We start from the raw sequence: 13,114 nt of genomic DNA on the forward strand, positions 1-13,114 counted from the left end.
ATCATCCATGGGTCTATTCCGTAAACTAGCTACACTTCCCCGCCGAGCCAAGCTTTACATTCTTTGGCTGACGGATGTTTTTGCCATCACCTTAGCTCTATATATTGCTATTTGCCTGACTCAACAACGTGTTCTGTCTATCGATGAGCTATCAGTTTATGAGCCTCTGATTTTATTGAATATGATAGTTAAGACCCTCGTTTTTTATGCGGTGGGTTTACATCGTTCTGTCCTAAAATATATCAGCCCTGACCTACTGTGGAAAGGTGTAGGTCTGTCTAGCATAGCCTTTGGTTTTCTTTTGGCATTAGTGCCATATCTAGACTATTCTTTTATTCTTTGGATCAATGATCTGGTCTGGACATTTCTGTTGGTACTTGGAGTCCGCTCCCTTGCTCAGTTCCTAGTTTACTCTGAAGCTATCCACAACCCTAGAAGACCCCTAATCATCTACGGAGCGGGAACGGCAGGTTCTCAGCTTGCTAAGGTTTTGTCTTCAGGCCGCGAATTTAGGATTGTGGCTTTTGTCGATGACAATCCTCAAATTCAATCTCATCTAGTCGGCGGAATTATGGTGTACAACCCTGTACTTCTGCCTAAGCTAATCAATGATCATGGGGTTGAAACGCTACTTCTTGCCATGCCTTCTGTCCCCAGGCAAGAGCAAGCGTCAATCCTTGATTCCCTATCAACTCTACCCGTAACAGTGAAAACTGTTCCGACCCTGGAAGAAATTATATCGGGGAAAACAGGAATTAATGCGCTGCTTCCAGTCAGCATTAAAGACCTCTTAAATCGTGACGAGGTCTTACCTGATGAATCCCTCCTAGCAGCAGATATAGCAGGGAAAGCAGTTCTTGTGACTGGCGCTGGAGGTTCCATAGGATCGGAGTTGTGCCGTCAAATTGCTCTCCAAAGTCCACAGCATTTGATTCTTTATGAACTTAATGAGTTTGCTCTATACAAGATTGATCTCGAACTGAGTGAGACTTTTCCTGATTTAGCTTGTACAGCTTGCCTTGGATCTGTAACTGACTCTGTGCGATTAGAAGCTGTTTTAAAGCAACATCGGGTTAATACTATCTACCATGCTGCGGCCTATAAGCATGTTCCCCTAGTAGAGTATAACGCCGGAGCTGCTGTCGTTAATAATGTCTTAGGGACTCAGACCGTTGCTGAAGTTGCTCTCAAGCAGAATATTGGCACCTTTGTTTTGATATCGACGGACAAGGCTGTGCGGCCGACTAATGTTATGGGAGCAACAAAGCGAGTTGCGGAGCTCATCTTGCAGGCTATTGCTACCCATCGCAATACCACTCGATTTAGCATTGTTCGATTCGGCAATGTTCTCGGAAGCACTGGGTCAGTCGTACCTCGATTTAGTGAGCAAATTAGGTCAGGAAAAGCCGTGACGGTCACTCATCCTGATGTAACGCGCTACTTTATGTCCATTCCTGAAGCTGCTCGATTGGTCATACAAGCTGGTGCCATGGGTTTACAAGGCGAAGTATTTTTATTGGATATGGGTAAGCCCGTCAAAATCTATGATCTAGCAAAGCAGATGATTCATCTGAGTGGACTAACTCCTAATGTTGATGTCGCCATAGAAATAACTGGCCTACGACCTGGAGAAAAGCTTTACGAGGAGCTTCTCATTGATCGTACTAAAGCTGCTCCGACCCAACATCCAAAAATATTTATGGCTCAGGATGGTGACGTTGATCCATCTCATCTCTATCTGTATTTAGACTTATTGCTGAAAGCAGCTACTCAGAATGACACCGTTGCTATCAAGAAATACCTCAAAGTCATTGTGCCTGAATACCAGCCAAAAGATAATGCTGTGCTCTTAGCTTCAGAGCAGATAAAGCAAGAAAGCAACTGGGTTGTCTAGTCTAATTTTTATCAAACTAGACCTGCTAATCGAGTCGAATCTTGTTGACATTGCCTTTGTGTAACCCCACCAGTATTACAGGGTAGTCATCTAGACTTATCAGCATATAAAATAGCTGCTGAAAGATATATCCTACAGGGGTATTGATGTTACAAATACAATGAAATTACTACAGCGGCACTCGACCTAGCGAGGTACATCTTGAGAGCTAGGATTCATATATAACAAGGGCTTTGAGCTTCGTACTGTACCTCACGTGATCCAAAAGCGCTGTATTAATCCATTGAGTAGCAAGAGTTTTATTGATGTTAGGTATAGGCCAAGTAATAAGCTATGATTAGCTAGATGCAACGCATGAGAATCATAAAAATGAAAATTCTTGTAACTGGTGCTGCTGGTTTTATTGGTTTTCATGTCTGTCAGGCTTTACTTGATCAAGGAGAGCATGTCATAGGAATAGACAATCTCAACAACTACTATGATCCAGCTCTCAAGCAGGGACGACTCAAACAAATTCTTCCCAGAGTAAATTTTGAGTTCTTCAAGCTTGATCTAGCTTCGCGCGAAGAAACATCTAGCATATTTAGTCAGGTTCAACCGCAAATAGTAGTACATTTAGCAGCACAAGCAGGAGTTCGACACTCCCTTAAAGATCCCCATTCTTATGTAGATAGCAATCTTGTTGGATTTGTCAATGTCTTAGAGGGATGCCGCCACCAGAATGTTGAGCACTTGGTATATGCATCTTCCAGCTCAGTATATGGAGCTAACACTAAAATCCCCTTCTCTGTTGATGATAATGTTGATCATCCAGTAAGTTTGTATGCGGCAACTAAGAAAGCAAATGAGCTGATGGCTCACAGCTATAGCCATCTCTATAATTTACCAACCACTGGTCTACGTTTTTTCACAGTCTACGGCCCTTGGGGCAGACCAGATATGGCTTACTTCTCCTTTACAAATTCTATTCTTTTAGGTAAACCAATTAAAGTATTTAATCATGGGAAGATGCGCCGTGACTTTACATATATTGATGATGTTGTTGAGGGTGTAGTAAGAATTCTCAACCATATTCCTCAGAAGGCTCCCCCTATAGCCCCCTATCGTCTTTATAACATTGGCAATCACAGTCCAGTTGCTCTAGCCGAGTTTATTGAAACTTTAGAGACATGTTTAGAGAAACAGGCTGAAAAAATATTTTTACCCATGGAACCCGGAGATGTGGTCGAAACCTATGCCGACGTTGATAATTTGGTAGCAGACGTAGGCTTTGCTCCTAATACGCCATTAGTATCTGGCTTGGAAAAATTTGTCGCCTGGTATCGAAACTTTTATGGGATTTAGGCTTAAACATTGGCTGAAAAACTCAAGGTAAAGTTCTTACATGAGGGAGACTCTTACAACTTATGGCACTTTAAGGTGATTGAGAAAAGATCCTTAAAGGTGAAGTAATCTTGCCTTGAATTGACTTTCTGCCAGGGTTACTTTACAACAATATCTTTCTTTAGGACTTGCCTGGATCACATATAACAACAAATGGCTTTCTGACTCTAAAACATAAAAATTTAAGCTAGAGAGCTATATCTGTATAAGGCAGCTTACTTTGAATTTTACTAGCTATTGCCTCAATCTTATTAATAGGAGCTAAAGATTATGAGAAGAAAAATAATCAAAAAAATCTCTGGCACTGGACTGATTGGTATTGCTCAAAAAGCTGGGCAGCTTCTGGTTTCTGCTATTCTTGCACGTTCTTTGGGTGCAGAAGACTATGGTGTGTATGCCTATGCCCTTTCCGTTATTGTGATTTTGTCCTTGCCTATTAATGCAGGCATTCAGCAGGTCGTTATTCGTGAAACTGCAACCTTTGAGCTTAATCATGACTGGGGACTACTAAAAGGACTATTGCAGTGGAGCATAAGTGTCGTACTTGGCATATCAATTCTTGTAATTTCTTTATCTGTAGGCATAGTCCTATTTTTTATCAACGACAACTCTGGCATTCTTGATCCGAAGACTTTCATGATAGCAATCCTTGCTTTACCTATCGATTCGTTATCTTTGATTCGAACTGCTTTGATGCGAGGTCTACGACATCCTGTATCTGCTTTTTTGCCTGAGGGAATAGTTCTTCCATGGATTAATATTGCCCTTATTTTATGGCTACTATTACATGAAAGAAGCCTATCACCACCTCATGCTATGTCCGCTAGGCTTCTTTCCTCCATGATCTCTGGTTTCCTTGGATTTATTCTGGTACTTAAAGTAATTCCCAAAGAAGTTTTTTCTAGTCATGTAAATTACCATATTAAAGGATGGCTTTCTGCCATTGTTCCTTTTACCTTGTTTTACGGAATTAATCTCATTAATACTCAAGCAGATATCATAATGCTAGGTTTTTTCAGGAGACCTGAAGAGGTTGGATTATATCAGTCCTGTATACAATTAATTCTTCCTTTGTCAGGCATTATGTTGACAATTAATTCTGTGATATCACCCTATATTTCTAGGTTTTATGAGCAAGAGAATAGGGCAGAGCTTGCAAAGATTTCTACCTTGGGCGCTAGGGTAAGTCTATTCATTTTTATGCCTTTTTGTCTCATCTATATATTTAAAGGTCAGTTCATCTTGAGGAACTTGTACGGCGATATTTTTGCGCAAGCAGCTCCAGCCCTAATGATTCTATCAGGCGCAACTCTTGTGAATGTTGCATTCGGGCCAGTAGCAACCATCTTGAATATGACCAGGAATGAGAACGAATCCTTGAAGGGCATCCTCTTAAGTGCATTCTTCAATTTGCTGGCGAATCTGATAGTAATTCCTCGGTATGGTATAATTGGAGCCGCAATCACAACACTGATATCCTACTTGATATGGAATATCTTCTTATGGATTAGACTTAGAGCTAAGTTGGGATTGGATTCCTCAATCGTTGGTTTTCACTCTTTGTGAGGTTGTGGCCAACCTTATCAGTCATATTTTCTCAAGACAGGTGGATTTGCTGTGAAGACCGCTGTTATCTCTTCGTTCGATAAACTGACAGGCTTAATCCATGCTTACGTGCCACCGAAAAGATCGGTCAACGTGTTAGATGAGGATATCTTCCTAGTGTCATATCCTAAGTCGGGAAACACTTGGCTTAGATTTATTGTTGCTAATCTTATTAACTCTGCTACAGATATTTCATTTTCTAATATTGACTTGATCGTGCCTGATATATACAAGGTTTCTGCTGCCAAGCTCAGAAAAATATCAAGGCCAAGAATCTTAAAGAGCCACGAATATCTAGATGTCCGTTATGGAAAGGTTATCTATATCGTACGAGATCCTCGGGATGTCTTGCTTTCTTACTACCACTATAAAATCTTGAGAAAGAAGCTCTCAGAGTCTCACCCACTGGATGATTTTGCCCAGGATTTTCTGCATGGCAAGATTGATAAGTTTGGAACCTGGCAAGATCATGTTGGAGGATGGTTGGGTGCCAGGAAAAATTCCCAGGACTTCTTGTTATTAAGATATGAGGACTTGATTAAGGAGCCTTTTCTAGAGACAAAGAAGGTTGCTAATTTTATTGGATTGAACGCATCAGACGATGCCGTGCAAAGATCGCTGGAACTAAGCTCATTCAAAAAAATGAGAGAACTTGAAAAAACAACGGGCAGCAATTCAGCAGCCTTGCGAGGATCTCGGAAAGATATGTTTTTTGTTCGGGAAGGACGATCGGGAGGGTGGGTCGAAAGTTTACCTGATGTAATCAGTGCAAAAGTGATCGAGAAGTTTCAATCGGGCATGGTGGAAGCAGGATATTTAGAGGCTTCTACTGGTAATGCTCAGTCGATGAAACCCTAGCAATATTAGCTGTTCACCTTTGGCGACCCTGAATTAATCTCCCTTAACTAAGGTTTTAAGAAATGACTGAAACTGCACTAGTCCATCAATTCAATAATGGAATCAAGGTATATGAAAAGCATCTGACTGACGCCCAAAAGGCACGTTATCAGAAGCATAATCTTCATGAGCCACTGGAAGAAGAAATCTTTCTTAAGATCATTAACTCAATTCCAGAAGGTGGCTGTTATTTGAATATTGGGGCTGCCATTGGTTATTATGCTTTGCTGGCTAAGCAGCAATCTCCAAGCCTTGATATTCACGCCTTTGAACCGCTTGAAACACACCGCAACTATTTCCGTGAAAATATACTTCTGAATACATTTAGTGAAGGTGACTTTCACATTTATGCTGAGGGCATCAGTTCATCTAGCTCTAGTCAAGATTTTGTTGAAAGCTCCTATGGCAGCAAAATAGCATTAGGCTTTAACTCCACTCGCAGTCTCACTGCCAGAACAAAACTTGGATTGAGAAGACTAGCTAAACGTCTTCTGATCTCCCTAAAACTAAGAAAGAAAGAAAAGACTGTAAAAATCAATACAACCACTATAGATGCTTTTTCTGAACACTTAGGAAAGCCTGTTGATTTATGCCAAATGGATATTCAAGGATTGGAAATTGAAGCTCTCACTGGCGCGTCTCAAGCTATGGAGTCAGGAAAAGTTAAAGTATTCATCATTGGAACCCATGGACTTTTCTGCCATCAAAAAGTAATAGAGATTCTATCTTCCTTCGATTACAGTATCGAGTTTGAGGACTTTACTCCCTCTGATCAACCGGACGGCATAGTTGTTGCGCGCAAAAGATAATCCCAAAGAAGTTGAATTTAGAAACTGATCGACTAGCGCTTGCTGTGATCTTACTAAGATGAAAACCTGAATACAGCCGTAATTAATCTAGTAAGGAGCACTTTGAACCATAGGATCAAGATATGACTAGGAGTTTGAGCCTTGCACTGTGCCTCACGTGATTCAAAAGTGCTGTAGATTACTTCAATATTTTGTGGATTCTCGAATATTGATTCTATATGTCCATATGAACCTGACTGAACTTAAAGTCAATTAGAAATCAAGGAAAGAAGGCATGAACAATCTAGGCGAACTGCTATCCGATGGTAACTATTGAGAAAAATCCTGATCCTCACTTTGGCACCTCTAGATTTTAGGCTTTTCCCATGCTCTCTTTGAACCTTAGCCCACTTTAATTTGTAAATCGACTGGAAAACAATGCTATCCTGCGCAAAGGGATAACATTGTTTCTAGAAGAAAGTAAAGTCATTGTAAGGCGTTAGGAGCTTGCATAAATTATGGAAGTAGGAGTTAGAATTCCATTTTTTAGCGTTATTACTGTTGTTAGAAACGAGAAAGATTCCATATTAAAAACACTTCAAAGCGTTAAAGATCAAGGGACTTATAGTAGTCCAGAACTCATCATTGAACATGTTCTGGTTGATGGTCTTTCAACCGACGGTACTGCTTTAGCGATTGAGGAATTCATTGCTAGTAATACAACCTGTCCGCAGATAATTTACAACTACGTTTCCGAAATGGATAGTGGTATCTACGACGCGATGGATAAGGGCAGATCCATGGCATCTGGACGCTTTATTTTTTTTCTAAATGCGGGCGATAAGTTTTCAAGCAATGATGTTCTCAACCAAACTTATGAGTCTATTCTTCAGGTCGAGAATCTTGATCTAATCTTTTATGGATCAGTAAATATTAATAGTGAACTAACTCACTGGAAGCGTCCTGCTGTTCGACCAGACTCTAGGATACATCAAATAGACAATATCAATCGTTTACCTCATCACCAGTCTATTTTTTATCCTAGGTCATTTTATTCAAATCATAAATATGATATTCATTTTATCAAATACGGTGATACTGACTATACTTTGCGCGCCTGCCAACAATTTTATGCCTATTACCTAGACTTAGAAATTACAAGCGTAACTCTGGGTGGATTTAGCACTAAAAAACATACTTTTAAGGAGGCTTATAAAATTTATCTAGATTTTCAGAGGCTTAGCAGCAGGCATCCGTCAAGTTTTAGCATTCTAGAGAGGCTTTTAAAGCCGATCTCTTTTATACTTAAATTTTTACTAGATATGGTTGGAGGTGCTAGGCTTAAACATTGGGCCATGAAGAATATTTACAAAATAAGGCAAAACAGAAAGTCTTGATGCTATTGGTCTGTTTTGAACCTGCTGACCCGCAAGCTATTTTTTCAATCAACTCCGTTGACTATAACGTAGTGAGATGTAGGGTTTAATATTAACGACGCTTGATATTTTATAGTCGTTTTGAAGAAAGACTTATGTCACTACATTTCTGATTTTCAATCAATTATCTAAAAATGAATTTTCCGTAATTGAGAAAAACAAGTGAGATATGCTTAAACCTTTTTTATTCGCTCTGGCTTTGCGTTTTATTATAGCTATCATAGGATTTTACTTCGTCACATTACCTTATTCTTCCGACGATGCCGTCTACAACGATAACACAGCCTGGCTCCTCAGTCAGTCAGGTTTTTGGGAAGTATTCTCCAGAGATGTACCTAGAAGTGGATCTGAGTACTATGTAAGATTTATTGGCTTTATTTATTATTTTATTGGTAGATTGCCGCTAGCAATGATACTTCTAAATGTCTTGTTTGGTTCTTTAACTGTACTCAATATTTATCTTCTCAGTTGTTTCTTGTGGGGAAAGAGGTGGGCTGTTCGATGCGCGTGGATTGCCGCCTTGTTTCCCTCCATGATACTTTTGTCTACTGTACTGTTAAGGGAAGCGCCAATACACTTTTTCTCTTCTCTTGGACTCCTATATTTGGCCAGATTTTTTAAGTTTAGAAGAGCAGTAAACTTTCTTGGATTTTTAATTTGTTTTTTATTAGCTGCATCTTTGCACTCTGTCTTTATTATTGTTCCTATTGTCCTAGCAATCTATACTTTTATAAACCAGTTGTCAAGTAAGAAAAAAAGAATAATGAAACGGGGCAGATTTATTCTTGTCTCAATGATTCTTCTGGTTTTGTTAACTACGGCCTTGTATAGTGGATTTGGACTTGCAAAGTTCGCAAGATTAATTGAAGATTTTAACGCTTTTAGCTTACAGCAGTTGTCGCAAATCATCTTCGATGTTCAAGCATCACGAGCACGAGAAATCAATCGTGGTACTTATTTGTCAAGTCTCCAAGTCTCTAGGCCAACCGACTTGATCTTACATGCCCCTATTCGATTTGTATACTTCCTTTTTTCTCCATTCCCTTGGATGATATCAAGCTTGTCTGACCTTTTTGGCATTCTTGATGCCTCTCTATACGTGTTAATCATTTTATTGATTGTTAAAAATAGAGTTATCTCTAAGCAACAGAAAACTAGTGACTCCTTTTTGATTTTTGTTTTGGCCGCTGTCTTGGCGTTAATTTTTTTGCTTGCCTTTTCCACATCAAATTACGGTACTGCTATTCGTCATAGGGCTAAACTGATCGTCTTCCTTCTTCTTTTGCTACCTGGATCAGTCTCTTTCTTATTCCAAGAAAATAGCTCTCGTACTAGTAAATCGAAAAGAATGCTCATAGGGAGACGACTAGAGAGGTGATGGGAGTCTGAAAATATCTTTCCTTTATCTCACTATTAAAACCTTAGTACAAAAGCTATTCAGAACTTTTTCCATGGGGAAAGAGGATGGCATCATGCTGACTGCCTGACACATCTCTGGAAACCCCTGATTTCTCGTGGGGGACGTTGGCCCAAAAGCCCCTTCAGCCAAGCTCTCCGGCTCCAACCCAAGGGCTATAGGCTTCGGCTCCAAGACAACGCATTTTCAAGGCTTTCGGGACTTGTGTCAGGCAACCAGGGCATCATGTCTTAGCCTCATTTTAGAGAAGTGGATGAAGATCTCGCTCAGCAAGTTAATGACTGACTGATGTATTAGGGGAGCTAAGATTGAGTGGCTAAACTACTGAGTGGCTAAACTACAATGGTCAGTCTGGCTTTGAGGCTAGTATGGAGGTCAGCAACGAGATATTTATTAAGAAAAAATTAAATTTGAGCTATCTGCAACAAGAATAACCATCAACGACGGAATAATCTTTCACAATGGGAAGCGACATCCTCAAGGAGAGTGATGCCAATGCTTCATTCTGTTCAGGTTGCTCCCGTCCGCTCTACCCAGGATGGACATGTCCACTGTCCAGTTCGCCACGTGCTATCTTACATTGGCAACAAGTGGGCTATCCTAATTTTGGGAGAGCTTTTCCAGGGCAACCGTCGTACCAATGAGTTTCTTGCAGCTCTTCCCGGCATTAGCACCAAAACTCTGACTGCTCGCCTACGCGAACTTGAGCGTTGTGGTTTGCTGACACGCACGGTGTTTCCTGAGGTGCCGCCCCGGGTAGAGTATGCTCTGACCGAGAAGGGACGGGAAATCCAGCCCATCATAGCTGCCCTCAGTCAGGTAGGGGAGCACTGGCTTGGCCAATGACTGCTCTGCAATATTCCCTAAGCACCAGTGAGCACCACCTCACTACGGCGGGACTGGATCTCTAGATGTACCAGCAGGGCGTTGACATCCGCAGGATTCACCCCGCCAATGCGGGAGGCTTGGCCGATGGTGAGGGGTTTCACCTGGTTGAGCTTTTCCCGCGCCTCTTTGGAGAGGGTGTCGATGGTCATGTAATCGAGGGTTTCAGGCAGTTTGCGGTTGGCGTTTTTGGCGATTTGGTCGATCTGGTTTTGTTGCCGCTGGATGTAGCCGGAATATTTGATGTCGATTTCGGCCCCTTCTTTTTCTTCGCGGCTGAGGTCGGGATGGCCTAGGCCGTAGCGATCCAGATCTACATAGTGGAAGCCGGGACGACGGAGCAGATCGGCGAGGGTGATGGAGCCTTTGATGCGCTGGTCGGTGTCGGCGACAATTTGCTGACCAACGGGGTCATTTTCCTTGACGCGGGTGGCTTGCAGGCGATCTTTTTCGGCGGCGATGTGGTCGTATTTGCGGGTGAACAAGTCCCAGCGACGGTCGTCGATCAGGCCAATTTCCCGTCCCAAGGGGGTCAGTCGTTGGTCAGCATTGTCAGACCGTAGCAAGAGGCGATATTCCGACCGGGAGGTGAGCATTCGGTAGGGTTCCCGCAGGTCTTTGGTACAGAGGTCGTCGAGCAGGGTGCCGATGTAGCTGCCTTCGCGGGGCAGGATTAGCAGATCTTGGCCCTTCACCAACCGAGCGGCGTTGACCCCGGCCACAAAGCCTTGGGCGGCGGCTTCTTCGTATCCGGTGGTGCCGTTGATTTGTCCGGCGCAGAACAGCCCCTCCACCCGCTTGGTCATCATGGTGGGGTAGCACTGGGTGGCAGGGAGATAGTCGTACTCCACGGCGTAGGCGGGGCGCAGCATGGCACAGTATTCCAACCCAGGAAGAGTGCGGAGCATGGCCAGTTGCAGTTTTTCCGGCAGTCCTGTCGAAAAGCCCTGGACGTAGATTTCGGGGATATCGCGGCCTTCAGGTTCGAGGAAAATCTGGTGGCTTTCCTTGTCGGCAAAGCGAACGATTTTGTCCTCAATGCTGGGGCAATAGCGGGGGCCTTTAGAATCGACCCAGCCGCCATAGATGGGCGAGAGGTGGATGTTGTCTTGGATCAGGCGATGGGTTTCGGCGGTGGTGCGGGTGAGGTGGCAGGGCATTTGCTCACGCTCAACCCACACCTCTGGGTCAAAGCTGAACCAGCGCACGTCCTCATCACCGGGTTGGGGTTCCAGAATATCGAAGTTGATAGAGCGACGGTCTACCCGCGCCGGGGTGCCCGTTTTCAATCGTCCGGTTTCAAAACCCAGGCGATTCAGGGTGTCAGTCAGCCCCTCGGCAGCAAATTCCCCGGCCCGTCCTGCCGCCATGGATTTGTCGCCAATCCAAATGGTGCCGCCCAAAAACGTCCCGGTGGTCAAAATCACCGCCCGACAGCGAAAGGCCACTCCAAAGTAGGTCTGGATGCCGATTACCTCATCGTTTGGCCCCAGCACCAAGTCCGTCACCATGCCCTCGCGGATGGTCAGGTTGTCCTGGTTTTCCACGATGGTTTTCATCACGGCGGCGTATTCCCGCTTGTCGGTCTGTGCCCGCAAGGCCCACACCGCAGGGCCACGGGAGTTATTCAAAATGCGCTTTTGCAGGTAGGTGCGGTCAGCCATTTTGCCAATTTCGCCGCCCAGGGCATCCACCTCATGGGTGAGCTGAGACTTGGCAGGGCCACCCACTGCCGGATTGCAGGGCTGCCACGCGATTTTGTCCAAATTCAGGGTAATCATCAACGTGCGACAGCCCAGCCGCGCCGACGCCAGGGCCGCCTCGCAGCCGGAATGCCCCGCCCCTACAACGACAACATCATATTCATCCAAAAAGTCAGCGGTATCGGGGGCAATCATGGGCGTTGGGCAAGGGGTGAATAATAAGGATCAAGTAAAAAAGGGCCAATCCGAAAAGTTAACAAAGCTTGGCCGAAATTGGCGCGAGATGAAAGGCACTAGTCCGCCACATTAATTCTAGCGGGTCAGGTCTGGGGAATTGGGCCGAGTTCCCCTAGGTTAGGACGAGGAGAAAATCCGTACCACTAGGGCGATGAAGCTATGCACCAAGGCTGAACTGAGACAACTACCCACCAGTGCACCGAGAACGGCAGGGGAAACAGGGTCAAAAGTGTTAGGAAACAGCCCTTCGGCGATGGTGCTGAAGAGGAGCACCATGATCAGCGGCAGCAGGCTTCCCACTAGGCTGCTGCCCAGTAGACCCACTCCCTGCCACAGTAGGAAATTGGAGAGATTTTGCTGGCTGGCCCCAAACCAATAGCCCCAGGCCACCGACCATACCCCAATCAACAACCCAGAACCCAGAAACAGCGGAATGAAGAACACTAGAAAGAGAATGCCACCGCCTTGGCTTTCAAAGGTTTCTGGGAAAAACGTCTGGAGCATGGCAATTCCTAGACCTAGGCCCAAGATTGTTGTGACAACAACGGCCAGCGCCATCCAGACCAAGAAGAGAAAGGATCGACTTTTGACCCAGCAAACGACCCCTGCCGCCAGAAAATACAGCAGCACCATCCCCGCCAGCACGTAGAACGATCTCTCCGTGACGACCATAGAATCGCCCCAAGGGTCGCGATTGCCAGCGGTCTGTAACAACCAATAGGCTAATCCCATCTCGCTTTCCTCCTACAATGATGGCCCAGGGCTACTTCATTCTAAAGAGTTCGAGGGGTGAGTTTAGAAGAAACCCACAGCCCTGCTGGCTGACGATCTACGCTGACTATTCTGACCGCCATGTTATCGATTTCAGC

The 13,114-nt window shown here is 44.1% G+C and carries 10 protein-coding genes; 8 read left to right on the forward strand and 2 right to left on the reverse strand.

Translation table 11 applies throughout. From position 1 onward, the window contains the following. The first annotated feature begins 7 nt into the window (after positions 1-7). From GFS31_RS11270 to GFS31_RS11305, 8 genes are all read left to right on the forward strand, one after another. Positions 8-1,894 carry a polysaccharide biosynthesis protein gene (locus GFS31_RS11270; RefSeq protein ID WP_225907389.1) on the forward strand — a complete coding sequence of 629 codons (1,887 nt, stop codon included), beginning with the start codon at positions 8-10 and terminating at the stop codon, positions 1,892-1,894. 369 nt (positions 1,895-2,263) lie between these two features. After that, positions 2,264-3,238 carry an NAD-dependent epimerase gene (locus GFS31_RS11275; RefSeq protein ID WP_198804923.1) on the forward strand — a complete coding sequence of 325 codons (975 nt, stop codon included), beginning with the start codon at positions 2,264-2,266 and terminating at the stop codon, positions 3,236-3,238. A gap of 309 nt (positions 3,239-3,547) precedes the next feature. Next, entirely contained in the window at positions 3,548-4,843 is a 1,296-nt protein-coding gene (locus tag GFS31_RS11280) for a flippase (RefSeq protein ID WP_198804924.1), read from the forward strand. Positions 4,844-4,894: 51 nt separating this feature from the next. Beyond that, positions 4,895-5,740, forward strand: coding sequence for a sulfotransferase domain-containing protein (locus tag GFS31_RS11285; RefSeq protein ID WP_198804925.1), 846 nt, complete (start codon positions 4,895-4,897; stop codon positions 5,738-5,740). A gap of 62 nt (positions 5,741-5,802) precedes the next feature. Then, the gene (locus GFS31_RS11290) at positions 5,803-6,588 is read left to right on the forward strand and encodes an FkbM family methyltransferase (protein WP_198804926.1); all 786 of its coding nucleotides are present in this window, start codon (positions 5,803-5,805) and stop codon (positions 6,586-6,588) included. Between the two features lie 497 nt (positions 6,589-7,085). After that, positions 7,086-7,964, forward strand: a complete 879-nt coding sequence (locus tag GFS31_RS11295) for a glycosyltransferase (protein WP_198804927.1) — start codon at positions 7,086-7,088, stop codon at positions 7,962-7,964. A gap of 208 nt (positions 7,965-8,172) precedes the next feature. After that, positions 8,173-9,381 (forward strand): ArnT family glycosyltransferase, encoded by a 1,209-nt coding sequence (locus tag GFS31_RS11300; RefSeq protein WP_198804928.1) that lies wholly within the window; start codon positions 8,173-8,175, stop codon positions 9,379-9,381. 534 nt (positions 9,382-9,915) lie between these two features. Further along, the gene (locus tag GFS31_RS11305; RefSeq protein ID WP_198804929.1) at positions 9,916-10,266 is read left to right on the forward strand and encodes a winged helix-turn-helix transcriptional regulator; all 351 of its coding nucleotides are present in this window, start codon (positions 9,916-9,918) and stop codon (positions 10,264-10,266) included. Positions 10,267-10,283: 17 nt separating this feature from the next. On the opposite strand, the gene mnmG is transcribed toward GFS31_RS11305, so the two are convergent. Both mnmG and GFS31_RS11315 read right to left on the reverse strand, forming a co-directional pair. Further along, positions 10,284-12,203: a tRNA uridine-5-carboxymethylaminomethyl(34) synthesis enzyme MnmG gene (mnmG, locus tag GFS31_RS11310; RefSeq protein ID WP_198804930.1), complete on the reverse strand. Its 1,920-nt coding sequence runs from the start codon at positions 12,201-12,203 to the stop codon at positions 10,284-10,286. Positions 12,204-12,362: 159 nt separating this feature from the next. Then, positions 12,363-12,977: a hypothetical protein gene (locus tag GFS31_RS11315; protein WP_198804931.1), complete on the reverse strand. Its 615-nt coding sequence runs from the start codon at positions 12,975-12,977 to the stop codon at positions 12,363-12,365. Positions 12,978-13,114 lie beyond the last annotated feature (137 nt).

It is taken from the genome of Leptolyngbya sp. BL0902, from assembly GCF_016403105.1.
In the GTDB taxonomy this organism is placed as follows: domain Bacteria; phylum Cyanobacteriota; class Cyanobacteriia; order Phormidesmidales; family Phormidesmidaceae; genus Nodosilinea.

What these genes read in the sequence shown, in the direction of transcription:
- GFS31_RS11270 (WP_225907389.1), top strand. Translation starts at nt 8, where the DNA reads ATGGGTCTATTCCGTAAACTAGCTACACTTCCCCGCCGAGCCAAGCTT.
- GFS31_RS11275 (WP_198804923.1), top strand. Translation starts at nt 2,264, where the DNA reads ATGAAAATTCTTGTAACTGGTGCTGCTGGTTTTATTGGTTTTCATGTC.
- GFS31_RS11280 (WP_198804924.1), top strand. Translation starts at nt 3,548, where the DNA reads ATGAGAAGAAAAATAATCAAAAAAATCTCTGGCACTGGACTGATTGGT.
- GFS31_RS11290 (WP_198804926.1), top strand. Translation starts at nt 5,803, where the DNA reads ATGACTGAAACTGCACTAGTCCATCAATTCAATAATGGAATCAAGGTA.
- GFS31_RS11295 (WP_198804927.1), top strand. Translation starts at nt 7,086, where the DNA reads ATGGAAGTAGGAGTTAGAATTCCATTTTTTAGCGTTATTACTGTTGTT.
- GFS31_RS11300 (WP_198804928.1), top strand. Translation starts at nt 8,173, where the DNA reads ATGCTTAAACCTTTTTTATTCGCTCTGGCTTTGCGTTTTATTATAGCT.
- GFS31_RS11305 (WP_198804929.1), top strand. Translation starts at nt 9,916, where the DNA reads ATGCTTCATTCTGTTCAGGTTGCTCCCGTCCGCTCTACCCAGGATGGA.
- mnmG (WP_198804930.1), bottom strand. Translation starts at nt 12,203, where the DNA reads ATGATTGCCCCCGATACCGCTGACTTTTTGGATGAATATGATGTTGTC.
- GFS31_RS11315 (WP_198804931.1), bottom strand. Translation starts at nt 12,977, where the DNA reads ATGGGATTAGCCTATTGGTTGTTACAGACCGCTGGCAATCGCGACCCT.